This window comes from Luteibacter sp. 9135 (genome assembly GCF_000745005.1).
GTDB lineage: Bacteria > Pseudomonadota > Gammaproteobacteria > Xanthomonadales > Rhodanobacteraceae > Luteibacter.
In genome coordinates, this window is record NZ_JQNB01000001.1 from 424,284 (window position 1) to 450,185 (window position 25,902).

A 25,902-nucleotide genomic window follows, 5' to 3' on the forward strand; every position below is an offset into this window, starting at 1 on the left:
GGTTCATGACCAATTCCAGCCGTTTATGAGGAAGGGGCGGGAGGTGGTTGAATCATTGGAGTTTTTTGCGATTCACACCGTGATTTACGGTGTGTGTGTCGCGTGAAATGGGCGGCGGGGCTGAACTCACGTTCACTCAACCCGGCCTCCACCGATGTGACGACGGCACTCACCCGTATTCCACATGCAAAAACGGCGCCGTCGCGAGACGGCGCCGTCACAAGAAGAGAAGGAGTCGGCCTGTAAGCCGGGTTCTGTACGCCTTGCGACGCGACAGTCATTCTTCTCGGCCTGGCGTCACCGCCAGGCTCCAGCAACCTACCCGGGGACGACGCGGGCAACGTCATAGTCCCCTTATTTGGTCTTGCTCCGGGTGGGGTTTACCGTGCCATGCGACGTTGTCCCCGCACGCGGTGCGCTCTTACCGCACCCTTTCACCCTTACCTGATCCCCTTGCGGGGCCATCGGCGGTCTGCTCTCTGTTGCACTGGCCGTCAGCTCACGCTGCCCAGGAATTACCTGGCACCCTGCCCTATGGAGCCCGGACTTTCCTCGATACGCCCGAAGGCGCGACGCGACTGTCCGGCCGACTCCAGCCCGGATTGTACGGCATAACGCGATATCGGCGATGGCTTGGGGCTCGCCTTTGGCATCGCGTTGGGCCTTGGGCCGTGGAGCAAGAGCCGGCGGGTAGCCCCCTCGGTGCCACGCCTGCGGCGACCCGAAAGGGAAGGGCCGCTCCGCGGCCGTTTGTCTATTGCCCTTCGGGCCCGGGTCGGGCTTCGAACGGAGGTTTCCGATTCGACCTCCTGTCTCAGCGGAAACGGCCGGCCGTCCTGGCCGGCCCCCTTCGGGCTTTCTCCGTTCGAAGCCCTCGCCTGCGGCTACCGGCACCGAGGGGGCTACCCGCCGGCTCTTCCTCAAACTGAGGTGGCGTGTTGGGCGAGCAGCGCGTGGGGTGAACGAGTAGCGGTCGGGGTACGGCGTCAGCGCTTTGTTTTGGTTGTTCGCGCACATCGTGCGCTCCTACGCCGGAGGTAGGGTCGGTCTATTCAACGTCTGATCCACCGGCTGTGTGTAGGAGCGCACGCGTGTGCGCGAACCCTCAACACCACCCAAGGCGGCTGATACCGTGCGCATCAGGCAAGCGAGCGTTCCCAACAACGAAGCGAAACCTGGCTCTTAGCTTTTCCCACACGCAACCTCAGTCCGTGAAAGAGCCGGCGGGTGCCACCCTCGGGGCCGGTAGCCGCAGGCGAGGGCTTCGAACGGACAAGGCCCGAAGGGGGCCGGCCAGGACGGCCGGCCATTTTCGCTGAGCCATGGATGGCGAATCGAAAATCCCCGGGCGAAGCCCGACCCGCCCCGACGGGGAATAGATAAACGGCCGCGGAGCGGCCCTTCCTTAGCGGGTCGCCGCAGGCGTGGCCACGAGGGTGGCACCCGCCGGCTCTTGCTCTAGGGCTCTAGGGCTCCAAAGCTCTAACCCCCCACACCACCAAATCCACTTCTACAATGCCCAGCCACGCCCACCGGATGCACCGATGACCCAGCCCCGCCCCGGCACGCTCCATGTCGTCGCCACCCCCATCGGTCACCGCGACGATATCGCCGCCCGCGCCATCGAGACGCTGCGGCGGGTGAAGGTCATCGCCGCGGAAGACACCCGGCACACCCGCCCGCTCTTGCAGCACCTCGGCATCGACACGCCACTGGTGGCCCTGCACGACCACAACGAGCGCACCGCCGTCGACGGCCTCGTCGAACGCATGCGAGCCGGGGACGACGTGGCGCTGGTCTCCGATGCGGGCACGCCCCTGATCAGCGACCCGGGCTTCCGCCTGGTGCGTGCCGCTCGCGCTGCGGGATTGAGGGTCAGCCCTGTGCCCGGCCCCAGCGCCGTGATCGCCGCGCTGTCGGTGGCCGGTCTGCCCAGCGACCGCTTCGTTTTCGAGGGGTTTCTGGCAGCCAAGGCCGGCGCCCGGCGGGCGCGCCTCGCCGAGCTTGCCGGTGAGTCGCGCACGCTCATCTTCTACGAGTCGTCGCATCGCATCCTCGAATCCCTGGAAGACATGCGGGAGGCGTTCGGTGCCGACCGCGAGGCCGTCGTTGCGCGCGAGCTGACCAAGATGTTCGAAACGGTGCTGGACGGCTCGCTGGCGGCGCTGGTCGAGCGCGTGGCGGCCGACCCGAACCAGCAACGTGGCGAGTTCGTGGTGATGGTGGCCGGTCGCGAGGCCGGCGAAGACGAGCGCCTGGCCGAGGGACTGCGTGTCTTCGCCATCCTGAAGGACGAACTGCCGCCCGCCCGGGCGGCCAAGCTCGCCGCCGCCATCACCGGCGCGCCACGCAAGGCGCTCTACGGGACGTAAGCCTCGTCCTGCCTCACGCGGGCCTCGCGGGGCGATGGGCTATCATCCGGTCGTTTCGGCGCCGCCAGGGGGCCGACGTGCCCATCAAGGACTCACTAGCGATGCGACCGATTCGTGCCTCGATCCTCGGCCTCCTGATCTGCGCCGGCCTGGCCGGCTGCGTGACCCAGGGCGGCGTCCAGCCACAGGGTGCCGCCCCTTCGGGTGAGGCGACTCAGGCGGCGCAGGCCATGTACATCAAGGGCCAGTTCGACCAGGCCGCCCAGGCCTACCTCGCCCTGGCCGCGCAGGACGGCGATCGCCGCGATTACTACAAGCTGCTGGCCGCCGAGTCGTACCGCCAGGAGGGCGCGCTGGATCGGGCCGCCCCCATCGTGGCCGATATCCGTCGCCCGCGACTGGAAGGCGAAGACTCGCTGCGACTGGACGCGCTGCGCGCCGAAATCGCCCTGAAAAACAATGATCCGGCCACGGCGCTGTCGCTGACCGGCAAGCCCGCCACCCGCGTATCGCCGCAGGTCGCGCAGCGGCTGGCCGAGCTTCGCGCGCGTGCGCAGGCCGCGTCGAACGACCCGTGGAGCGCGGCGCAGACCCGGATGGAGCTGGACGGCCAGTTGCGCGGCATCGACCGCGAGCAGAACCGCCAGCAGATCCTCGCCCTGCTTACGGGCCTGGGCGCGCAGCCGCTGGCCGACCGCAGCGCCGCCCTGTCCGCCAACGACCCCATGAAGCCGTGGGTGGTGGAAGCGCAGTCGCAACTCGGCAGCGTGTCCCGCTCGCCGGCCGTGCTCGACCAGGCCGTGGGCACGGTCAGCGGCGATAAAGGCGTGCGGGAAGGCTATAAGGTGCCCGGCAAGGTGGCCCTGCTACTGCCGCTGAGCGGCCCGCTCGCCGGTGCCGGCGCCGCCATCCGGGACGGCTTCTTTACCAACTACGTGGATGCCGGTCGCACCGGTGCCGCGCGTCCGGAGGTTGCCGTGTACGACTCGGGCAACGACGCCGCGCACGCAGTGGCTGCCTACGACAAGGCCGTGGCCGAGGGCGCGCGCTTCGTCGTCGGCCCGCTCAACCGTGACGGTGTGTCGGCCATCTTCGCCAAGGGCGCGTTGCCCGCGCCGATGCTCACGCTGAACTATCCCAACGACAACAAGAACCTGCCGCCGTCGGGCGCGAACGAGTTCGGCCTGATCCCGGAGACCGAAGGCGCGCAGGTCGCCGACCACATGGCGGACCGTGGCATGAAGACGGCTACCGTCATCGTGTCGACGGACGATTTCGCCCGTCGTGCCGGCAACGCCTTCAAGGCCGAGTGGCAAGCACGCGGCGGCACGCTGGCGGCCCAGATCACGCTCGACTCCGGCAGCATCGACTTCGCCTCGCAGCTGTCCGAGCCTGTCGGCCAGGACCCCGACACCAGCGGCGTCTTCATCAGCATGAAGCCGCCCCAGGCACGCCTGCTGATCCCGCAGCTGCGCCTGGCCAAGAACACCCTGCCCGTTTTCGCCACCTCCCATGTCTATGGGGGCAGCGACGATCCGACCGCGGATCGCGACCTGGAAGGCGTGGAATTCTGCGACGCGCCGTGGCTGTTCGATGCCCAGCCGGGCCTCGCCCGGCGCAGCGAGCTGAGCAACGCCATTCCGGCAACGCGCGGCGTCACCGCACGCCTGTTCGCCTTCGGCATGGACGCCTGGGGCCTGGTGCCCTACATCGACTGGATGCGCGGCCACCCGGGCAGCTACCTGCCGGGCGCGACGGGCCAGCTGGTGGCGGATGAGTTCGGCCGGGTACGGCGCGTACTCATCTGGGCGCGCTTCGCCGACGGCGTGGCCCGTCCGGTCGCGGGTAGCCTGGAGCTCGAAGCGCCGGCCACGGCCCCCAGCGTGGAAAGCGGCGGGGCCTGATCCCGCCGGCGCGAACCGGGAGGTTCGCGTGACCGCACCAACGAAGACCGCCACACCGCGCCGCGCCACCGGAGATCGTTTCGAGGGCGCGGCGTTGTCGTTTCTGCGAGCCAGCGGCCTGCGACTGGTGCAGGCCAACTTCCTCTGCCGCCATGGCGAGATCGACCTGATCATGCGCGAAGGCCCCATCCTGGTCTTCGTCGAGGTGCGCTACCGACGCAATGCCCGCTTCGGCGGCGCCGCGGCCTCGGTCACCGCCGCCAAGCGCCGCAAGCTGATCAGCGCCGCGCACCTGTGGCTGGGCTGGCATCCGCACGATGCCCATCGTCCCTGTCGTTTCGACGTGCTGGCCTTCGAAAGCGATACCGCGGAGTGGATACGCGGCGCGTTCGACGCGGGGTGAAGGACATAGGGAGGTGGGGACGTGGGGACATCGGTTCGTCGTTGTAGGAGCGCACGCACGTGCGCGAATCCTCACGAACGATGCCGTACTCATGCGGGATGCGGGCGGTTTGGGGCGTCTGACGAGCGCACGTCGGATGCACGGAAACGCTGGCTCGTTTAGACGTTTGGCTTCATTCGCCTTGGTTCGGTGCTGAGGGTTCGCGCACGTGCGTGCGCTCCTACCCACCCACCCGCGCCAGATGCCCCCCCCCCGCTGGATGCAAGGTCATGGCGATCCTGGCGGGTCAGGTGGCGCGGGAAAACCTCTCGGCGGGCATCGAGGCCAGGTCGCCGATGGCGTCGATCGTGATATCCGGCGGGGCGGCTTCGAGGTCCGCGCCAGCGGCCGCCGCGTAGTGGCCCTGCCTGACGAAGACGGTCGTGACCTTTTCGCCCATGAGCTTCTTCATCGCCACGAGGATGCGCGGCTTGTCGTCGACCATGACGTAATGGTCGGCCGGGTAGCGACGTTGCATGTCGTCGAGCATGTCCTCCTTGTGCACGTAGATCAGCACGTCGCCGCGGAAGGCGTCCCACAGGCCGGCGCGGCGAATCTTCCGCGGCTGGAACACCGTGTCGCCGTCGGACATGATCACCGGCCGTCCCATTGTGCGTACATGGTCCACGGCCTCCAGCGCGCCGGTGAAACGACGCTCGTCGAAGGGGTAATCGAGGAGGAAGAAGGCGAGGTCCATGTACGGCGTGGCGCCGTCGTTGCCGCGCAGCCGCTGCAGCGTGCCGAGGTAGTCCGCGTAGCCGACCTGGCTGCGGATCTCCTTGTCGATGGCGTTGTAACGGTCGCGGCCGTCGACACCGACGGCGTGCTCGAGGCGCGCCGCGAGGTCGGCGCCAAAGCGGTCGTTGTCGAGCAGCGTGTTATCGACGTCGAACAGGAAAACGAGGGAATCGTGGGGCACGGGGCATCCTTAGCGCGGGTACGTCGACCGTTGTACATGGGGCCGGGTCATACCGATGCGAAGCCCCGGATCGATCATGCCCTGCGCGGCGGCACCAGTGACAGTCGTTTGCCGCCGGCCGCCTTGTTCGGCGCCAGCAGCCGTTCGATCTCGTCGGGCGGCAGCGGTCGCGAATAAAGAAAGCCCTGCCCTTCCTGGCAACCGGCACGCAGCAGGAATTCGTGCTGTGCCTCGGTCTCGATGCCTTCGGCGATGGTATGCAGGTCGAGGCTGCGCGCGATGGCCACCATCGCCTCGGTGATCGCCACATCGTTGCCGTTGTCCGGCAGGCCGGTGACGAACGAACGGTCGATCTTGAGATATGCCACCGCGGGCAGCTTGAGGTAGGCCAGCGACGAATAGCCGGTACCGAAGTCGTCGATGGCCACGCCCACGCCCAGGTCGTGCAACGACTGCATCGAGCGCTCGGTGTCTTCACCCAGGCGCAGGATCGCGCTTTCGGTCAATTCCACCAGCAGCCGCTCCGGCGCGATGCCGGCCGTGCACAGCGCCTCGCTAACGGCCGGCAGGAAGTCCGGATGACCGAAGGAACTTGCGGACACGTTCACCGCCATGCGCAGCGACGGCATGTGGGCATCGTCCCAACGTTTCAGCTGCGCACACGCGGCACCCAGCACCCAATGGTCGATCTGGCGGATCAGGCCCAGGCTTTCCGCGATGGGAATGAACTCGTCCGGCGGCACGTTGCCGCGGTCGGGGTGGCGCCAGCGTATAAGGGCTTCCACCGCCACGATGCGTCCGGTTTTCATTTCCACGCTGGGCTGGAACACCAGCACGAATTCCTTGCGTGACAGCGCCTGGCGCAGTTCGGAAGCGAGCTTGAGGCGGCGTCGTGCATCGGCGTGCATCTTCGGCGTGTAGAACCGCAGCGCGTTGCGTTCCTCGGTCTTGGCCACATACATGGCCGCGTCGGCATGCGCGATCAGTGTGACCGCGTCGTTGCCGTCCAGCGGGTAACCGGCAATGCCGATGCTGGCGCTGACGAACAGCTCGTAGTCGCCCAGGTCGAACGGTCGGGCCAGCGCGGCAAGGATCGCCTCGGCCACCGTGAGGGCCTCCTCGCGCGAGCGCAGGTCGGCGAGCAGCACGGTGAACTCGTCGCCACCGATGCGCCCGGCAACATCGTGCGGCGCGAGCTGGGCGCGGATGCGCTCGGCCACACGCATCAGCAGGGCGTCGCCGGTGGCGTGACTGTAGCTGTCGTTCACCACCTTGAAAGCATCCAGGTCGACGAACAGCACGGCGACCGCCCCGCGCTGGTGCGCGGCCCGCGTGATGCCCTCGGCACAGCGCCGTTCGAATTCCGAGCGGGTCACCAGACCCGTCAACGGGTCGTGGTTGACCATGTGCTGCAGGCGCTGGCGGTCGGCCTTGCGCGCGGTGATGTCGGACACGACGGCCACGTAGTGCTGCGGGCGCCCTTCGCTGTCGCGGATGGTGCTGATGCTGAGCATCTCCGGATAGGTGGTGCCGTCGGCGCGCCGGCTCTCCACCTCGCCCAGCCAGTTGTCGCCGGCCGCGATGTCGTCCCAGAGGCTTTGCGGCAGCGGACGGCCGTCAGGCAGGCTGCGGGTCGCGTCGAAGCGTGTGCGACGCAACGCCTGCAGCGGGATGCCGGTGAGCTTGGTGTGCGCCGCGTTGGCCGTCGTCACCCGCCGGTCGGCATCGGCGATGATGACGCCCTCGGCGATGCTGGCCAGCGCTTCGGAGGCGATCTTGCGCTCCTGCTCCATGGCCACCCGGTCGGAAATGTCCCGCACGATAGCCTGCGATACGTGACGCGAGCCCCACACGACGAGGCTGCTCTGGGTCTCCACCGGCCGCACGCTGCCGTCGCCGTTGCGCAGCGAACCCACGCCGGCATACACCGATCCCTCGACGAACAGGCTGGCCAGCCGGATGCCGATCAGCTCACCCGGCTGGCAACCGGCCCACGCGGCGGCGCGATGGTTGGCGTCCAGGATGCGCCCCGAGGCCTCGTCCACCATGTAGATCGCATCCGCGGCGCTGTCGAACAGCAGGCTGTAGCGTTCCTCGGTCCCGCGGATGCTGGCGAGTATCCGCTGGGCCATGCGCAGCCATAGCAGTGACGCCAGCGCCGCCACACCCAGCACGGTGAAGAACAGCACCCGCCCCAGCCACGAGGCGCCGTTGGCGATATACAGCGAGAAGGCCTTCGCGCGCGGTTCGATGTAGCTGTTGAGCGCACCGATGCGTCGGTGCTCGTCATCCAGAAGCTGCTGTGACGGCAGACCGCCGCCGTAGGCGTGCTCCAGACGGTTGGCGATCTGGTCGATCTCCGCCAGGCTGCTGTCCACTGAGCGCCACTGGGCGATGGCTTCGCGGACATAAGGCATGCCGTCGAAGTGACGAAAAATGAAGACCATGCCAGGAATGGCCTCGGGGATGACACCGCCCTGGGCGAAACCCTCTTCCACGGCCTCCTTGCTGTAACGGCCGCTGGCAATGGCGTCGCGGGAACCGCGGTCGGCCATCAGCACGGCGAAGTTGCGGCGGAAGTCGGCCAGATCGCCCGGCCGGCCATGCGCGGCATATTCGTCCAGGTCGATCACCGCCTGTTTCTGCGCCTTGGCCCAAAGACTCTCGCCGTTGAGGAAACCGGCGAGAGTCACCTGGGTCTGCAGGGCAACCCACGTCAACGCGAGAACGAGGCCCACGACGGCCACGAGCGCATAGGCCAGCGGCCTGAGGCGCCGGGACAGCGGTTGGGGGTGAATGGCATCTACACGACGCATCGCTTCCTCGGGTCTCGCACTAACCTGATATTGCGCTATAAGACGCCCAACATGCGAGTTACGCGGCAACCACGTTCGACGTGCGAACCGGGGCCGCCGCATCCATGCAACGGTCGAGCGTGATGCTCATGCCCACGTAACTGCGACTCACACACTCCCTGATGTGCTCGATCCGGTCCACCGGGGGGTTCGATCCCAGCAGGGTACACACGATCTCGAGCGCTTCCCATGGATGGGTATCGTCATAGGCCGCGTGAAGCTGAAGCCAACGGAGGCCGGCTTTGCGGCACGAAATCGGCAGACTCGCCGCGTAGGCCTGGCTGTCGTAGATGATCTGCGACCAGTCGCCGGTCGCCCCCTCCACGGCGTAGTTGGTGGCGGCAATGCCCGCGGCCAGGGAGTCGTCCCGGCTGACCTCCTCGCACCAGTTGGCCAGGACCTGGCTGCCCTTGGGCGGCTCCGCCGTCAGGACGTCCTGGCGGGACACGCCGGCGGACTCGGCCCAGTTGAGCCAATACTCGGCGTGGTTCTGTTCCACGCGGATGTTGCGCACCAGCCACCGGCGGGCCAGGTCGTCGCCCGGACTGCGGCCGTACCGCGTCTTGAGCAGGCTGTGCGACATGTAACCCGGAAACCGCTCGATGACCGGCCACACACCGACCATGAAGTTACGTGTGGTCACCGGATCGAGCGTCGCCGTCTTCATCGCTTCCCACATGTCGTGGCGGACGAGTTGTCGCCGGGCATCCTCGCAAGAGGACACCATGTCCTGGGTCCAGGTGGGGTAGCTGGCGATATCGGTCTGCGGCCCCGTGAGTTCGAAGCGTGCGTTCATAGTGGATCTCCCTAAAGATCTGCTAGCCATGGATGGAAGGTCCGGACAGGCCGGGGTTGACCCGCAGCCCGCCCGTGCCGACCCCCTTGCGGGGCCGGACGATCATTAGGGCACAACCCCGGTTGGGCTTTCCTGCGGGTCGGTGTCTGCCGCTCTGGCCCATCCGTCATGCACACACGGGACGGTTCCCGGTTTATGGTGGGCGCCCTTTCCTTCGTTGGACTCGTCCATGGCAAACCTTCACCGGATTCTCGCGACCGCCATTTCCTGCGGCCTCGCTTCCGCCGCGGCGATGGCCGCGCAGCCCGTGGGCGTCGATCTCAAGGGCATGGACCGTTCGGTGCAGCCCGGCGACGACTTCGACGGCTTCGCCAACGGCAACTGGCGCAAGACCGCGCAGATTCCGGCCGACCGTGCCAGTACCGGCGTGTTCCTCGAGGTGTTCGAGAAGGCCGAGAAACGCAACGCCGAGCTGATCAAGGCCGCGGGCGAAGGCCATCCGGCGGCGGGCAGCAACCAGCGCCTGATCGCCGATTACTACAAGGCATACATGGACCAGGCGGCGATTGAGAAAGCCGGTCTCGCCCCACTGAAACCGGCACTGGACGCGATCGACGCGATCGGTGACAAGGCCGCCCTGTCCACGGCCCTGGGCGCCCAACTGCGCGCCGATGTCGACCCGATCAATGCGACCAACCTCGACACCGGCCACCTGCTGGGCCTGTTCGTCGCCCAGGGCCTCGAGGATCCGACGCGCAACATGCCTTACCTGCTGCAGGGCGGCCTGGGCATGCCCAATCGCGATTACTACCTGAAAACCGACAAGGACATGGTCGAGACGCGTGGCAAGTACGCCGCCTACGTCGAGGCCGTGCTGAAGCAGTCGGGCACGCCCGACGCCGCCGCCAAGGCCAAGGCCGTCATGGCCCTGGAAACGAAGATCGCGCAGGCGCAGGAATCCATCGTGGACAGCGAGGACATCCACAAGGCGAACAATCCGTGGCCGCGCACCGCCTTCGCCAGCAAAGCGCCCGGCATCGACTGGAACGCGTATTTCAAGGCGGCCGCGCTCGACGACCAGCCGACTTTCATCGTCTGGCAGCCCGGTACGGTGACGAAGTTCGCCGCGCTGGTCGCCAGTGAGCCGCTGGGCACCTGGAAGGCATGGCTGCGTTTCCACACAATCAACGAGAACGCGTCCGGCCTGCTGCCCAAGGTGTACGACGACCTCGCCTTCGGCTTCTACGGCAAGGTGCTCACGGGCACGCCGCAGCAGCGCGAGCGCTGGAAGCGTGGCATCGGCCGCGTCGACACCGACTTGGGCGATGCCGTGGGCCAGATCTACGTGAAGCAGTACTTCCCGGCGTCGTCGCGCAGCGAAGTGCAGGACATGGTGAAGAACATCCTGAAGGCGTTCGATGCACGTGTCGACACGCTCGCCTGGATGTCACCCGCCACCCGGCAGAAGGCCAAGGCCAAGATCGCTACCATCAAGGTCGGCGTGGGCTACCCGGACACCTGGCGCGATTACTCGACGCTGGAGATTCATCCGGACGACGCGCTGGGCAACCACCAGCGCGCCGAACTGGCCGAGTACCGGCATCAGGTCGCCAAGCTGGGCAAGCCGGTGGACCGCGACGAATGGTGGATGACGCCGCAGACGGTCAACGCGGTGAACCTGCCGCTGCAGAACGCGCTGAACTTCCCGGCTGCCATCCTGGAAGCGCCGTTCTTCGATCCGAAAGCGGACGCCGCATCCAACTACGGATCGATCGGCGCCGTGATCGGGCACGAGATCAGCCACAGCTTCGACAACACCGGCGCCGAGTTCGACGCGCAGGGCCGCCTGGCCAACTGGTGGACCGACGCCGACCAGAAGCACTTCAAGGATGCGGGCCAGCGCCTGGTCGAACAGTTCAACGCCTACGAACCGCTGCCCGGCCTGCACATCAACGGCCAGCAGACCCTGGGCGAGAACATCGCCGATCTTTCCGGACTCACCATCGCCTATGCCGCCTACAAGGAAAGCCTCCACGGCAAGCCCGCCCCGGTGATCGACGGCCTGGACGGCGACCAGCGCTTCTTTCTTGCCTTCGCGCAATCGTGGCGTAGCAAGACCCGCGACGCGGCAATGCGCGCCCAGGTGATCGGCGATGGCCACGCACCCGGCGAGTTCCGCGCGCAGACGGTGCGCAACCTCGACCCCTGGTACGACGCGTTCAAGGCGAAGCCCGGGCAGAAGCTGTACCTCGATCCGAAGCAGCGCGTCAAAATCTGGTAAGCGACCGCCGCCGGCGTTCCACCGCGCCGGCGGCGGCACCACGACAACGCCCTGCACAACGGCAACGTACTGAACAACGACAACGCCATGTAGGAGCGCGCGTGCGCGCGCGACATGTTTTCGCGACACCCCGGAGCTGGCGCGCCAGCCCGATGGTCACGGCGAAAAGATGTCGCGCGCACGCGCGCGCTCCTACCTGATGCGGTCGGCTGTTGGGGCGGGACGGGTGAGGCGCCGCTCCAGGTATTGCAGGGCACCGTCCAGGGTCAGTGCCAGCGCACCGACCAGCAGGGCACCCTGAATCACGTAGGCGGTGTTGTTGCCGACCAGGCCCTCGACAATGGGCGAGCCCAGCGTCGTGGCGCCGACGGTCGACCCGATGGTCGCCGTTCCCACGCCGACGATGGCCGACAGACGTACGCCGGCCATGATCGGCCCCATGGCCAGCGGCAGTTCGATCTCCCGCAGGCGACGCCAGCGGCCGTAACCCATGCCGTCGGCGGCATGCAGCGCCGCCGCGGGTACATTGTCCAGGCCCGCGACGGTCTGTCCGAGCACCGGAAGCACGCCGTACAACGCCAGGGCCAGCAAGGTCGGCGCCGCGCCGAAACCGAGCAGTGGTACGGCGATGGCCAACACCGCCACCGGTGGAAACGTCTGCCCGATCACCGCCACCGCACGCACCGTGGGCAGCAGCGACCGGCCGACCGGACGCGTCACCAGCACACCGAGGGACAGCCCGGCGATCGTCGCGACCGCGGTGGCAACGAGCACCAGCCCCAAGTGGGACAGGGTCAGCATGGCGAACGACGTACGCACGTAGACCGGATGACTCAGCGCCGGCCATCCCGCATGGAACACCGGTGCCGCGTGCGGCAGCACCAGCACCAACGCCAGCAGGACCACGGCGGGCAGCAGCCCCCTCATGCAGGCCGCGCCACGAGGTCGCCCAGGCGGACCACGCCCACCCGGCGGCCGCCCTCGTCCACCGGCAGGCAGTCGCGCCCCTGCGCAAGCATGGCCGCCAGCGCGTCCTGCAGCGACGTGTCGATATCCAGCGGGTCACCGTCCACGGACTCACTGCCGCGCAGCACCTCGCGCACCGAACGCACGGCCAGCTCACGCAGGCGCACCCGCACGCCGCCGACGAACGTGCGCACGCGCTCGTCCGCCGGCTCGCGGATCAATTGCAACGGCGTGCCGACCTGGGCGAGCCTGCCCTCCAGCATCAGGCCGATCCGGTCGCCGAGGCCGAACGCCTCGTCCATGTCGTGCGTCACGAACAGCAACGTGGTGCCGCTGTCGCGCTGTATCGCCTTGAGACTGCGTTGCAGGGATTCGCGCGTGAGCGGATCGAGTGCGCCGAACGGCTCGTCCATCAACACGACGGGGGGGCGCGCGGCCAGGGCACGTGCCACGCCGACACGCTGCTGCTGCCCACCGGAAAGCGTATCGGGATAACGATCGATCATGCCGGGTTCGTCCAGGTGCAGCAGGTCGATCAGTTCGCCGACGCGCGCACGTATGTCGGCATCGCTCCAACCGAGCAGACGCGGCACGGTGGCGATGTTTTCGCCCACGGTGCGATGGGGAAACAGGCCGACCGACTGGATGGCGTATCCGATGCCCCGGCGCAGCGTCTCGGCATCGACCGTCGTCACATCCTTGCCGTCCACGCGCACCGTGCCGTTGTCTACGTGTTCCAGCCGGTTGACCATGCGCAGCAGCGTGGACTTGCCCGAACCCGATGGCCCGACCAGGACGAAGAACTCGCCCGCCTCGATATGCAGCGAGAGATCGTCGATGACGACCTGCGTACCGTACGACGTGCGAACGTGCTCGAACTCGATCATGCGGGGCGCTCCGTCAGCACGAGCAACGATTGGAAGAAAAGATCGACCGCCAGCGCCAATGCGATGATGGTAAGCGTACCCAGCAGCACCATGTCCGTCGCACCCTGGCCGATGCCGAGGAAAACGAACCGACCCAGCCCACCCGCGCCGATCAGGGCGGCAACCGCCGCCAGCCCCACGGTCTGCACCGCCACGATGCGCAAGCCGGCCAGCAGCACGGGCCAGCCCAGCGGCAATTGCACGCGCAGCAGCACCTGACGCCGGGTCATGCCCAGGCCGCGCGCCGCCTCGCGCGTGTCCGCCGCCGTGGCATCCAGCCCGGCCACGGTGTAGCGGACCACCGGCAACAGCGCATACAGCACCAGCGCGAACACCGCCGGTGCGGCCCCCGTGCCACCGAAACCCAGCGCACCCAGCGCGGGCCACCTGCCGGCCAGCCACGCGAACGGCCCGATCAACAAGGCGAACAAGGCCAGTGAGGGCACCGTCTGCAGGAACGCCAGCACGCCGACCAGCGCCCCGTCGGTACGCCGCGTTCGCCATGCCCACCAGCCCAGCGGCGCACCGATCGGCAGCGCTATCGCCAGCGTGGCGGCCGCGAGCAGCACATGCGTCAGCAGGGCCTCGGCGAACGGCGCGCGTTGCGCCGCGTATTCGCGCAGCAACGCCAGGCTATCGAACGTCCCGGTCATCGCCATCCCGGCCATTGCCATCGGCACGCCGACCCACGCAAGCACTCGCACCGGCCGGGACATCGCGGCCAGCCGGTGCAGCAACAGCAAAGCCGCCGCGAGCCACATCACCCAGAACCCGGTACCCAGTTGGATACGCGTGCCAGTCGCGGCGCCCTCCAGCAGGGCCCGCGCGTCCATGCCGGCAAGCAGCGGCAAGCCGACCACGCCGGCCCACGCCAATACCGCAGTGATGAACGTGCGCCCCGGCACACGCACCGTGCCCACCGCGCCCGCCAGCAGCCATACCGCCGCGAGCGCCCACACGTGCGGACTGACCGCGGGACCGCTGAGGAGGCGGTTCGGCGCCACATGCAGGAAGTCGGCGAACACCGCGGCAAGCGCTCCCGCTCCCGCTAGCACGATCACCGGCAACGCCGCACCCCGCACCGTCACAACAGGCCCTGCGTGCGCAGGTAATCCGCCGCCACGGCCGATGCCTGCTCGCCATCGATCTGCGTGCGCGCGTTGAGCCGGCGCAACACCTCCACGGTCAGCGGCCTGAATGCGGCTTCCAGGGACGTTCGCATGGTGGGATAGCGCCGTAGCGTGGCATCGCGCACCACAGCGGCTGGTTGATAGACCATTTCCACATGCTTGGGATCGTCGAGCACGACCAGTCCCGTGACGGCCAGTGCGCCGTCGGTGGAATAGACCATGCTGGCATTGACGCCTGAGGTTCCTTCGGCCGCGGCCTTGATCGTGGCGGACGTGTCGCCGCCGGCCAGTACCAGCAACTGGTCGCCACGCAGCGTGAACCCGTAGGCCGACTGGAACGCCGGGAGTGCCGCGTCGCTTTCCACGAACTCGGCCGATCCGGCAAGGTAGACATCGCCACCCGCACGCACCCAGCGCGAGAAGTCGTCGAGCGTGCGCAGCCGCTGGGTGCGGGCGAGGTCGGCGCGCACGCCGATCGCCCAATGATTGTCGGCCGGCGCGGGGCGCAGCCAGACCAGCTGATTCGCCGCCGCATCCATCGATGCGGCGAGGGCCCACGCCTGCGCCGCGTCACGAAAGGCCGGGTCGCTTTCCCGATGGAAGAAGAAAGCGGCGTTGCCGGTGTATTCCGGATAGACGTCAAGATCGCCGTTGAGCAGCGCCCGGCGCACGACCGACGTGGGGCCCAGCTGCGTGCGATCGACCACCGGAATCCCCGCATGGCGGAGTACCTGAAGCACGATCTGGCCAAGCACCGCGCCTTCGTTGTCCGCCTTGGAGCCCACTCGCACGGGCGGCTGCGCCTGGGCTTGCGCCTGCATCGCGAAAACAGCCGCGAAGGCCATCCCGCCCCACAGCAACGGCGACAGCCACAGGCGGCGGCAAAGACGCACGCTCAGCGCCCCAGCACGTCGACGAAGCCGCGCTTGAGTGCATCGTCGATCGGCGTCGCCGCCACGCTCGCCGGCAGCGCCACGTAGCGGGACTCGAACGCGGCCACCGCGGCCATGAAGCGATCGCCACGCCCGGCGTCATCACCCTGCTCCACCGCATAGGCGAGTACGCGAGACGCCTGGCTGGCAAGGTCCACCTCGTCGGGCAGCGCGGAGATGTCGCCCCATACCTGCTTGAGGTAGAGCACCGCATCGGCCGCACGCCGCATGCGTCGCAGCAGGCCCGACGTCGGCACATGCGCAGGACGGACATGCGCGATGACCTCGTGCGCCTCGTCCATGCTCACCGGGCCGAGATCGATCCGGATGCACAACCATGCCGTGTCGAACAACCACGTGCCCTGCTTCGGCTGCGCGCTGTACGGCAGCACGCGCCCGTCCACTTCCACGCTGTCCGGCATGCCCGCATCGAGGAACTGCACGATGTACGAGCGAACCGGATGCTTGCCTGGGAAGTCGCCTTCGCTGCGGGCGATGTGCAACCGGTGCGACGTGGCATCCTTGCGGCTTTGCACGCGGATACGCGAGCACTCGCCACGCCGGTAGCCTTGGCTCTCGCCATCGTCGTCGTAAAGTTCGGCGTGACCCTCGGCGCCCGGAAACACCTGCAGGATCAGCTCGTCCGGCACATTGGCCAGGTCGCGCATGCCTTCCGGGTAAAGCGGAACGACGCTGCCTTGACGCACGAACACCGGCGTTTCCTCCAGGGTGTAGCACTGCGCCAGTACGCGGCCACCCTCGAACACGTCGGCACCATCGCGGCTGTACCAACGACCGGGCGGCAGCCAGACCGGAAACGGCGCGGTGCCGTCGGCGCCCACGGGCACCGTCACCGGCGCCACCAGCAGGTCGTTGCCGAACATGTACTGCGAGGGGTGGGTGTACGCTTCGTCGTGCTCGGGCCAGTGGTAATACATGGGCCGCACGATGGACAGGCCGGTCTCGTAGGCCTGCCGCGCGGCGGCATAGATATACGGCGCCAGCTGGTAGCGCAGGCGGATGGCCGCGAAGATGGCATCGCCATAGGGCGGCCCGAAATGCCAGGGCTCCTTGTGCAGGCTGGCCTCCTTGGCCGAATGCGTGCGCAGCACCGGACTGAACACGCCCAGCTGCATCCAGCGCGCGTAGAGCTCCGGCTCCAGGTGCCGCTCCGGGCGCGGGATGTGCTTGTGGAAGGTGTGCCCGCCGATGTCGTGGCTCCAGTACCCATACAGCACGTTGGACGCCATGGCGGTGAAGTGCGGCTGGTAGGCCAGTGAGGTCCAGGAGATCACGCTGTCGCCGGAGAACCCGATCGGATAACGATGATTACCGAGGCCGCCCCAGCGATGGTAGATCAGACCGCGCCGGTCGCCCTCGCGCTGCATCTGGGTAAAGAACACGTGGTTGAGCCACCAGGTGTTGGACAGTCCCGGATGGGCTTTCGACTCGGGCCACTGCTGCCAGTCGAGCCACCAGAAGTCGACACCCTCGCGCTCCAGCGGATGGAGCACCGTGTCGAACAGGGCGCGCATGTACGAACGCGACGTGCCCTCGAAGGGGATGGGCGCCTGCGTGGAGGTATCCCACGACAGCGCATCGGCCATCGCCTGGTACTTTTCCTCGTGCGGCATTACCCCCGAGGCCGGGTGCAGGTTGAGCGTCACGCGCAGCTTCTGGCCATGCGCCCACTGCATGAACGCGACCGGATCCGGAAACAGGCTGCGGTTGAAGGTGTAGCCGGTCCAGCCGGACTGTTCGCCGAAGACATCCTTTTCCTCGTGTCCCGGGCGCAACGACAGGCCGGGCGTGGTGTGCCAGTCCATATCCAGCACCAGCACATCCAGAGGAATGCGTTCCTTGACGAAGCGCGCACCCAGCGTACGCAGCTCCTGGTCCGAGTAATTCCAGTAACGCGACCACCAGTAGCCGAACACGAACCGTGGGGGCATCGGCTGCGGCCCGGCGATCGCCGCGAAATCGGCCAGGGCCGCCGGGTAGTCGTGCCTGTAACCGAAGAAATACAGATCCTGGCGCTCGCCGGACGGACGCGCCGTGACCCAGTCGTCGTCGTCCAGGCCGAAGCTTTCGGTATCGTCGACCACATGCCAACCATCGCGGGCGATCAGACCCTGTTCCATCGGCAGCGTGCTGCCGTCCTGCCAGGTGTCGCCGTCATAACGGTCCAGCGTGCGGTACGTGCCACCCAGGTTGTCGGTCTGCACGTCGCCCGGATGCCAGACGATGTCCGCGCCGCCGTGCCCACGCAGACGCACCGAGAGATTGCCGGCCTGGAAACGCCCGCCGTTCTTGTCGTAGCGCAGGCTCAGGCGATCGGTGTCGATCTGCAGGGACGTGTCGTCCTCGGTCACCCGAAACGCCGGCACATCGAGGTCACGGTGCACGACCACCTGCGTACGGCCATCGCGGAACCGACCCTCCTCGCTCCATTCCAGCCGCAGCAACCGCGGCGTAAGCACGGTGAAACGGACAGGGCCCCGGGTCACGACCGCTGCAGGCCTGGCCGCCGCGTCGGACGAGGATGGCTTGTCTTTTTTCGCTTCCATGGGCGGATGGACCCTTCGTCGAACCGGAAGTCCACGATTATGGCGCGTCGCCGCATGGACCCGGTGAATGAACGGAGTCGACGAGGTCTTGTCGCTTCGTGCACTTACGACAAGGCACTGTCGGCCCTCGTCCAACCCACCTGGAGCAAAAACCATGAACGAAGACCAGATCCGCGGCGCCGCCAACACCGTCGGCGGCCGTGTGCAGCGTGCCGCCGGCGCCCTCGTGGGCGACCATGGCATGGAAGGCGAAGGCGCCATCCGTGAGACAGCTGGCCGCGTCCAGGCCAAGGCCGGCGAAGCCGTCGACACCGTCCGTGACGCGGTTGCCCACCGCCCGCTCGGCGCGATCCTGAGCGGCTTCGGCGTCGGCATCCTCGTCGGCATGCTGCTCGCGCGCCGCGACTGATCTTTCGTAGGTTTGTGCGATGAGGCCGCGCGGGCGGTGGGATTTGGTCCCTATAGCCCGCGCGGCTTTTTTGTTTTTGTGGGCGGGTTGAAGGCTTGCCTTCGGCGTCGTGTTGGGCCTTGGGTCGTGGAGCAAGAGCCGGCGGATGCCACCCTCGCGGCCACGCCTGCGGCGACCCGTCAATGAAAGGCCGCTCTGCGGCCGTATATCTATTCCCCTTCGGGGCGGGTCGGGCTTCGCACAGGGGTTCTCGACTCGACATCCCTGTCTCGCGAGAACGGCCGGCCGTCCAGGCCGGCCCCCTTCGGGCCTGATCTGTGCGAAGCCCTCGCCTGCGGCTACCGGCCACGAGGGTGGCACCCGCCGGCTCTTTCGACGACTGACGTTGCTTGCAGGCGAGCAAAGAGCAGCGTTTTGCTTCGTGGCTGGGAACGCTCGCTTGCCTGATGCGCACGGCATCGGTCGCCTTAGCGGTATTGAGGGTTCGCGCACGTGCGTGCGCTCCTACACGGCCGGCGGCTCAGGCATTGAATAGACCAGCCCTACCTCCGGCGTAGGAGCGCACGATGTGCGCGAACCAGATACACGGCCGCGCCAGCGGCCTTTCCTCAACGGGTCGCCGCAGGCGTGGCACCGAGGGGGCTACCCGCCGGCTCTTGCTCGAGGAGTTCGGATTTACCGCTTCACCGCTTTGTTGGCTTTTCGCGCACATCGTGCGCTCCTACGTCAGCCGGCCTGGCAGCGGTTGCGGCCTGCGTTTTTTGCCGAATACAGGGCACGATCGGCGCGTTCGAATACTTCCGCGGCCGTGTCGTTCCGGCCGAAGCACGCGACGCCGCCGGACATGGTTACGGTGACCGGCTTGCCGCTGGCATGGAACGCGAGCGAGGCCACGAGGGCGCACAGCCCCTTTGCCGCCTGGAGGGCGGCATCGCGTTCGCTGCCGCTGAATACCACGACGAATTCCTCGCCGCCGTAACGCGCAACGAACGCCGCATCAGGGAGCTCGCGGGTCAGCGTCTGGCCCACGATACGCAGCACGGCGTCGCCGGCGGCGTGGCCCAGGCTGTCGTTGATCGTCTTGAAATGGTCGATGTCGAGCGCCGCCAGGCAGAGCGACGCGCCGGTTTCGCGCATCCGCGCCTGGGCCGCTTCGATGTGACGCTCGTAGGCCAGCCGGTTGGGCAGGCCGGTGAGTAGGTCGGTCAGCGCCAGCGCGTGTTCGCGGCGCAGCGAATCCTGCAGCGAGCTTGTCTGGGTTTCCAGCTCCTCGACACGGTCGCGCATGCGCTCGGCGCGGTCGCGGTAGGCGGCCATGCGGGCGTCCTCGCGGTCGCGGTACTTGCGGAAGTGCGTGTCGATCAGCGACAGGCGCGCGTTCACCTCCGCCTGCAGGGCGCCCAGGTCTGTCGCGGTGAGGGTGCTTTCGCCGAGCGCGCGCATTTCCTCGCGCACCGTGGCATCCAGTTCGCGGCCACCCGCGGCGGCCTCGCCGTAGGCCAGTTCGGCGGCGAGGTAACGGGTCATGTCGCCGAGGCGTGCGCTGACCGCAGCCAGCAGGTCCTGCAGGCGGGCGATATCCGTGCGCAGCGACGCCACCACCTCACTGTCTTGCTGCAAGGGTGAGGGTGCTACGGCCTCGGTTGCCGCGACGGCGAGCGCAGCCGGCGCGGCGGCGGGCGCGGAGACGGCGGGCGCGGCCGGGGCATCGTCGTTCACCGCCGACGGCAGGCGATCCAGCCCGGCCACGGCTTCCGACAAGGATTCCAGCAGCGTATCCAGCAGGGCGGGCTGGGGGGAGTCGCGCAGCGCCTCGTTCAGGCGGTCGAGCAGGCTGTCGATATCGCTGCCCTGGCCACGGGCAAGGGCAGCCAGGCGCACGGCGAGGCGGCGCAGGCCCTCCTCCAGGTCGCGGAAATCGCGCTCGTCGCGCTCCATCCTCTCCAGTGCGAGGTGGTATTTGCGCTCCCAGATGTCCTGTTCCACACCCGTACTCATGATCCGCCGTCAGCCCATTGGTGCCATGGAAGTATATCGGCAGGCCGGCGCGGGACTTGATCCCACCCCTCGGCCCCGCCGACGGTGGTCTGCCGGATCGCGTAAAATCGCGCCATGCGCATCGGTCCCTACTCCATCGCGCCCCACGTGGTGCTCGCACCCATGGCGGGCGTGACCGACAAACCGTTCCGGCTCCTGTGCAAGCGCATGGGGGCGGGCTTGGCCGTGTCCGAGATGACAGCCTCCGATCCGAGGCTGTGGAACACGACCAAGTCGCTGCGCCGGATGGATCACCAGGGGGAGCCGGAGCCGGTCAGCGTACAGATCGCCGGGTACGACCCGGGCATGCTGGCCGAGGCGGCAAAGTACAACGCCGACAACGGGGCCCAGTTGATCGACATAAACATGGGTTGCCCGGCCAAGAAGGTCTGCAATGTCTGGTCGGGCTCGGCCCTGCTGCAGGACGAACCCCTGGTGGCGCGCATCCTGCACGCCGTGGTTCGTGCGGTGGATGTACCGGTCACGCTGAAGATCCGGACCGGCTGGGACCGTGAACACCGCAACGCGCTGACCATTGCGCGTATCGCCGAGGATGCCGGCATCGCGGCCCTGGCCGTGCACGGCCGCACGCGCGCCGACAAATACGAGGGCGAGGCCGAGTACGCCACGATCGCCGCGGTGAAGGCGGCGGTGGGCATCCCCATCATGGCCAACGGCGATATCACCTCGCCGACAAAGGCACGCGAGGTGCTGGCGGCCACGGGTGCCGATGCCGTCATGGTGGGCCGCGGCGCGCAGGGCCGGCCGTGGATCTTCCGCGAAATCGCGCACCACCTGCAGACCGGTGGCTTTCTTGCCGAACCCTCGCCCGCGGAGGTGCGCGACATCCTGGCCGGCCACCTCGAGCAGCTGTATGCGTTCTACGGCGAGCGGATGGGCGTGCGGATCGCGCGCAAGCACCTGGGCTGGTACGCGAAGGATCGCCCGGAAAACGCGGCGTTCCGCCACGTGGTCAACCAGGCGGAGGATGCCATCTCGCAGCTGCGCCTCATGCGCGAGTACTTCGACGCACTGGCCGCCGGCGTGTCGCTGGCGGCGTGATGCGTCCAGTGCGCGCTGGAGCGCTAAACCGCCCGCTGCAGCGGCATGTTCGGCGCGGCAAGCGCACGGCGTAACCCTTCGGGCAGGCCGAGGTCACCGTAGCGTTCCACATAATGCGCCAGGGTCTGGGCGAATCCATCGTCCGAACGCCAACTGGCCTGATCCACGTCATCGCATCCGCCCTGCACGTATTTCAGCAGGTCCACGCATTCCTGCCGGTAGCCCAGCGCCAGGAAGCGAGCGGCCGCACGTGCACAGGCCACCAGCGGGGCGGCGACGAAACCGCCGGTGCCGGGGTGGTCGTCCATGAGGCCGCCGCCGGGCACGCAGCACAGCTTCAGCGCCAGCACCTCGCGCAGGCGCGCCTCGAAATCCTCGCCTTTGTAGCGGCAGCGATCGCTCCACCAGGTCCAGTAGTGCATGCTGTCGCCCAGCCCGTGCAGCGCATCGGCGATCAGCCCGGCACCGCCATCCACCGGCTCGGCGGCCAGCATGAACGCCATGCTTTCACCCGCCGTGAGCCTCACGTGCGTCGCCGCCAGTTCGCCACCAAAGCTCATTGGCCGCGAGCAGGCGATGTACCAGCCGTCCATGGTCCGCGCCTCGAGCGCCGGTTGCGCGTCCGCCGCGGCGGCGCACACCAGCCGGAAGGCCACCTCGCCCTCGGTGCAGCTGACGATGCGCACGAAACGACCCGCGGCCACGGCGTCGCCCTGTCCCGGGCGTCCTTCCGCCAGCGGCATGAAGTCCACCACGCGCAACTCGCCCGCCGTCGCACGTCCCGTGGTCTCGACCACGTTGGTACCGGGCACGTAGGCGGCGGTCCATGCGACATCACCGTCCAGATGAAGCGCCAGCAGTGGACGGTCCGGGTGGGATGCGCGCAAGGAGCCGCGTGCGCGGTCGAGTGAGAGGTCGGTGATCGACGCGTCGTCGCCCACGCGGCCGAAACCGCACAGGTCGCCGATGGGCAGCCCACGCGGCGGGGGCGCACCATCGTGCAGCACGGTTGCGAGCGGTTGGGCTGGCACGTTCGATTCTTCCTGGCGACGGGGAGGGGCGCCGAGCGGCGCGGAGGTTGGGGCAGCACCCGGCAAGACCGCGTGAATGCCGTCGGTCGCGGTTCAATTTCCTCGCCGATGCAGGCGCGTAGAATGGCGTCAGGCGGGTCAACCTGAGGCACAGGCATGAGCGAGAAAGACATTCCCGGCATCGAGCCCTACGACGGCGCGGCAGGCGGCTGGGGCGCGCTCGGCGCGGTCGCCCGCGCGCTCAGCGGCCAGATGGCCCTTGCCCGCGAGTCCATTGCGCTGCACAAGGTCAACCAGCCCAAGGGCTTCGATTGCCCCGGTTGCGCCTGGCCCGATCCGAAGGAAACCTCCTCGTTCGAGTTCTGCGAGAACGGCGCCAAGGCGGTGTCGTGGGAAGCCACGGCAAAACGGGTCAAGCCGGAGTTCTTCGCGGCCAATACCGTCGCCGACCTGTGGAACCTGACCGACTATGCCCTGGAGGGCTTGGGCCGGCTGACCCATCCCCTGGCCTACGACGCCGACACCGACACGTATCGCCCGATCGCCTGGGACGACGCGTTCGCGCGCATCGGCGCCGCCCTGCGCGCGCTGCCCTCGCCGGACATGGCCGAGTTCTACACGTCGGGGCGCGCCTCCAACGAGGCGGCGTTCCTTTACCAGCTGTTCGTTCGCGAATACGGCACGAACAATTTCCCCGACTGCTCCAACATGTGCCACGAGGCCACCAGCGTGGGCCTGCCGGAGTCGCTGGGCTCGGGTAAGGGCACGGTGACACTCGAGGATTTCGATCACTGCGACGCGATTTTCTGCATCGGCCACAACCCGGGCACCAACCACCCGCGCATGCTTTCGACCTTGCGCGAGGCATCGCTGCGCGGCGTGCCCATCGTCGTGCTCAACCCGCTGCCCGAGCGGGGCCTGGAACGCTTCACCTCGCCGCAGCACCCGGTGGAGATGCTCACCAACAGCGCCGTGCGCATCGCCTCCACCTATTACAAGCTGAAGATCGGTGGCGATGTGGCGGTGCTCAAGGGCATGATGAAGTATCTGCTCGTCGAAGATGCCAGGGCCCTCGCCGAGGGCATGCCGGGCGTGATCGACCGGGATTTCATCGCCGCGAACACCAGCGGCTTCGAAGCACTGTTCGCCGACGTCGAGGCGACCGACTGGGCGGCCATCGAACGCACTTCCGGCCTGACGCGCGCGGAGGTCGAGCACGCGGCATCCATCTACGCCCGGGCGTCGAAGGTGATCGTCTGCTACGGCATGGGCATCACCCAGCACGCGCACGGCACCGAGAATGTCCAGCAGATCGCCAACCTGTTGCTGATGCGCGGCAACATCGGCCGCGAAGGCGCCGGCATCTGCCCGCTGCGCGGCCACAGCAACGTGCAGGGCGACCGCACGGTGGGCATCACCGAGAAGCCGAACGCTGCGCTCAACGAGGGCCTTCGCGCCACCTATGGCTTCGAGCCACCGGTCGCGCACGGACACGATGCCGTCGCCGCAGTGATCGCCATACGCGAAGGCCGCTCGAAGGCGCTGGTGGCGCTGGGCGGCAACCTGGCCGTGGCCATGCCCGACACCGAGGAAACCTTCGCCGCCATGCGCGGCCTCGACCTTGCCGTGCACATCGCCACCAAGCTCAACCGCTCGCACCTGATCCTGGCCCGGCAGTCGTTCATCCTGCCCTGCCTGGGCCGCACCGAACTGGACGAGCAGGCCACCGGGCCGCAGGCGGTCACGGTGGAGGATTCCATGTCGATGGTGCATGCGTCCGCCGGCACGCTGAAACCCGCGTCGGAACACCTGCGCTCCGAGCCGTGGATCGTCGGCGGGATCGCCAAGGCCACCCTGCCCGCCACGCGGGTGGACTGGGACCGTCTGGTGGGCGATTACAACCTGATCCGCGACGACATCGAGAAGGTGTTTCCCATCTTCCGCGACTTCAACCGGCGGGTCGGTGCACCCGGCGGTTTCCGCCTGCGCGTCGCCGCCAGCGAGCGCGCCTGGGACACGCCGGACGGCCGCGCGCATTTCCTCCTTGCACGTGGGCTGGACGAGGATGCGCCGCTGGCCGAGGGCGACCTGATGCTCACCACCATCCGCTCGCACGACCAGTACAACACCACCATCTACGGCCTTAACGATCGCTACCGCGGCGTGACCGGTCGGCGTGACGTCATCTTCCTGCACGCCGACGACCTCGCCGCGCGCGGGCTGAAACACGGCGATCGCATCGACGTGTTCGCCACGGGCGCCAACGTGGCCGACGGCAAGGCACGTGCCGTGCGCGGGTTCACGGCAGTGGCCTTCGACATCGCGCCGGGCTCCGTGGCCATGTACTACCCCGAGGGCAACGCACTGATCGCCCTGGAAAGCCACGATCGACGCTCCGGCACGCCGGCTTACAAATCGGTGCCCGTGCGCATCGAGCGCGCGGTGACGCATGCCGTTGCCTGATCGCCCGCCGGCAGCGGGATGGGTGACGCGGCCCGTGCTGCGCTTCGAGCGCGGCGTGGCCACCCAGGACGACGACAGGCTGGCCGAGGAAGTGCCGGTGGCGATGCATGTGGACGGCGAACCGTTCGCGGTCATGATGGCCACGCCGCACGACCTCGAGGATTTCGCCCGCGGTTTCGCCCTGACCGAAGGCAAGGTGGCGTCGATCGACGAGATCACGTCGATCGACATCCACGACGTACTCGAGGGCGTCACGGTGGACGTGCGCACCGTGGGCCATGCGCGGCGCGAACGACCTGTCGAACCGGCATCACGCACCCTGCCCGGGCGCAGCGGCTGCGGCATCTGCGGCAGCCGCGAACTGGAAGACGTGGTTCGTCATCCGGCGCCGGTCGGCACGGGGCCGTCGATCACGCCCGCCGCCATCGAGCACGCCCTGGACTCCCTGCGCGGGTCGCAACCCATCAACGCGTTCACCGGGTCCGTGCATGCGGCGGCCTGGGCCCTGCCGGACGGCACCCTGCTGAGCGTGCGCGAGGACGTCGGCAGGCACAACGCGCTGGACAAACTGATCGGCGCACTGCTGGCCGCGCGCATCGACACCGACCACGGCTTCGTGGTGCTGACCAGCCGCGCCAGTTACGAGATGGTGACCAAGGCGGCCGTCGCGCGCATCGCGGTGGTAGTGGCTATCTCGGCTCCTACCGCGCTGGCGGTGCACCTGGCCGCCGACTGCGGCGTGACCCTGGTGGGCTTTGCGCGACCGGGACGTTTCAACGTCTATACACGACCGCAGCGGGTGCTTTAGCG

General features: G+C 68.0%; 18 protein-coding genes and 1 other RNA gene. 8 read left to right on the top strand and 11 right to left on the bottom strand.

The genetic code is table 11. From position 1 onward, the window contains the following. Positions 1-227: 227 nt before the first annotated feature. An RNA gene (gene rnpB, locus FA89_RS19480) (RNase P RNA component class A) lies at positions 228-594 on the bottom strand. Positions 595-1,544: 950 nt separating this feature from the next. Here rnpB and rsmI point away from each other — a divergent pair. The 3 genes from rsmI (at position 1,545) to FA89_RS01945 (ending at position 4,679) form a co-directional block, all read left to right on the top strand. Continuing rightward, on the top strand, positions 1,545-2,372 hold the full coding sequence (gene rsmI, locus FA89_RS01935; protein WP_036137679.1) for a 16S rRNA (cytidine(1402)-2'-O)-methyltransferase: 828 nt from the start codon (positions 1,545-1,547) through the stop codon (positions 2,370-2,372). Positions 2,373-2,473: 101 nt separating this feature from the next. Next, on the top strand, positions 2,474-4,276 hold the full coding sequence (locus tag FA89_RS01940) for a penicillin-binding protein activator (RefSeq protein ID WP_036137682.1): 1,803 nt from the start codon (positions 2,474-2,476) through the stop codon (positions 4,274-4,276). Between the two features lie 28 nt (positions 4,277-4,304). Next, on the top strand, positions 4,305-4,679 hold the full coding sequence (locus FA89_RS01945; RefSeq protein ID WP_036137684.1) for a YraN family protein: 375 nt from the start codon (positions 4,305-4,307) through the stop codon (positions 4,677-4,679). 286 nt (positions 4,680-4,965) lie between these two features. Here the strand turns inward: FA89_RS01945 and FA89_RS01950 are convergent, their stop codons facing one another. The 3 genes from FA89_RS01950 to FA89_RS01960 all read right to left on the bottom strand — a co-directional run bounded on the left by FA89_RS01950 (position 4,966) and on the right by FA89_RS01960 (position 9,288). Next, positions 4,966-5,637 (bottom strand): HAD family hydrolase, encoded by a 672-nt coding sequence (locus FA89_RS01950; protein WP_036137686.1) that lies wholly within the window; start codon positions 5,635-5,637, stop codon positions 4,966-4,968. Between the two features lie 74 nt (positions 5,638-5,711). Beyond that, complete coding sequence (locus FA89_RS01955) at positions 5,712-8,453, bottom strand: putative bifunctional diguanylate cyclase/phosphodiesterase (RefSeq protein ID WP_036137689.1); 2,742 nt, start codon at positions 8,451-8,453, stop codon at positions 5,712-5,714. A 58-nt stretch (positions 8,454-8,511) separates the two neighbouring features. After that, positions 8,512-9,288: a TenA family transcriptional regulator gene (locus tag FA89_RS01960; RefSeq protein ID WP_036137692.1), complete on the bottom strand. Its 777-nt coding sequence runs from the start codon at positions 9,286-9,288 to the stop codon at positions 8,512-8,514. Positions 9,289-9,517: 229 nt separating this feature from the next. On the opposite strand from FA89_RS01960, the gene FA89_RS01965 reads away from it, so the two are divergent. Beyond that, a complete protein-coding gene (locus tag FA89_RS01965) occupies positions 9,518-11,569 on the top strand; it encodes a M13 family metallopeptidase (RefSeq protein ID WP_036137695.1) in 2,052 nt (683 codons plus the stop codon). Between the two features lie 192 nt (positions 11,570-11,761). Here FA89_RS01965 and FA89_RS01970 read toward each other — a convergent pair whose 3' ends face one another. Genes FA89_RS01970 through FA89_RS01990 form a run of 5 tightly spaced genes read right to left on the bottom strand, consistent with a single transcriptional unit; the run spans position 11,762 to position 18,090 of the window. Beyond that, positions 11,762-12,496: an ABC transporter permease gene (locus tag FA89_RS01970; RefSeq protein WP_036137696.1), complete on the bottom strand. Its 735-nt coding sequence runs from the start codon at positions 12,494-12,496 to the stop codon at positions 11,762-11,764. After that, positions 12,493-13,422 carry an ABC transporter ATP-binding protein gene (locus tag FA89_RS01975; RefSeq protein WP_036137698.1) on the bottom strand — a complete coding sequence of 310 codons (930 nt, stop codon included), beginning with the start codon at positions 13,420-13,422 and terminating at the stop codon, positions 12,493-12,495. The genes FA89_RS01970 and FA89_RS01975 overlap by 4 nt, the downstream gene beginning before the upstream one ends. Then, entirely contained in the window at positions 13,419-14,549 is a 1,131-nt protein-coding gene (locus FA89_RS01980; RefSeq protein WP_036137700.1) for an ABC transporter permease, read from the bottom strand. The genes FA89_RS01975 and FA89_RS01980 overlap by 4 nt, the downstream gene beginning before the upstream one ends. Beyond that, positions 14,546-15,484: a glycine betaine ABC transporter substrate-binding protein gene (locus FA89_RS01985; protein ID WP_221174270.1), complete on the bottom strand. Its 939-nt coding sequence runs from the start codon at positions 15,482-15,484 to the stop codon at positions 14,546-14,548. Before FA89_RS01985 ends, FA89_RS01980 begins: the two co-directional genes overlap by 4 nt. Before the next feature lie 2 nt (positions 15,485-15,486). Next, positions 15,487-18,090, bottom strand: a complete 2,604-nt coding sequence (locus FA89_RS01990; protein ID WP_051938457.1) for a glycoside hydrolase family 31 protein — start codon at positions 18,088-18,090, stop codon at positions 15,487-15,489. A gap of 154 nt (positions 18,091-18,244) precedes the next feature. On the opposite strand from FA89_RS01990, the gene FA89_RS01995 reads away from it, so the two are divergent. Then, on the top strand, positions 18,245-18,499 hold the full coding sequence (locus FA89_RS01995; protein WP_036137703.1) for a CsbD family protein: 255 nt from the start codon (positions 18,245-18,247) through the stop codon (positions 18,497-18,499). A gap of 726 nt (positions 18,500-19,225) precedes the next feature. Here FA89_RS01995 and FA89_RS19050 read toward each other — a convergent pair. Next, entirely contained in the window at positions 19,226-20,497 is a 1,272-nt protein-coding gene (locus FA89_RS19050; RefSeq protein WP_051938458.1) for a GGDEF domain-containing protein, read from the bottom strand. Between the two features lie 114 nt (positions 20,498-20,611). Between FA89_RS19050 and dusB the strand changes: the two genes are divergently transcribed. After that, positions 20,612-21,598: a tRNA dihydrouridine synthase DusB gene (gene dusB / locus FA89_RS02005; protein WP_036137706.1), complete on the top strand. Its 987-nt coding sequence runs from the start codon at positions 20,612-20,614 to the stop codon at positions 21,596-21,598. 23 nt (positions 21,599-21,621) lie between these two features. Here the strand turns inward: dusB and FA89_RS19055 are convergent, their stop codons facing one another. Then, positions 21,622-22,629: a hypothetical protein gene (locus tag FA89_RS19055; protein ID WP_185754196.1), complete on the bottom strand. Its 1,008-nt coding sequence runs from the start codon at positions 22,627-22,629 to the stop codon at positions 21,622-21,624. Between the two features lie 156 nt (positions 22,630-22,785). On the opposite strand from FA89_RS19055, the gene FA89_RS02020 reads away from it, so the two are divergent. Beyond that, positions 22,786-25,092, top strand: a complete 2,307-nt coding sequence (locus tag FA89_RS02020) for an FdhF/YdeP family oxidoreductase (RefSeq protein WP_036137714.1) — start codon at positions 22,786-22,788, stop codon at positions 25,090-25,092. Further along, positions 25,079-25,900, top strand: coding sequence for a formate dehydrogenase accessory sulfurtransferase FdhD (gene fdhD / locus FA89_RS02025; protein ID WP_036137717.1), 822 nt, complete (start codon positions 25,079-25,081; stop codon positions 25,898-25,900). Before FA89_RS02020 ends, fdhD begins: the two co-directional genes overlap by 14 nt. The last annotated feature ends 2 nt before the right edge of the window (positions 25,901-25,902 follow it).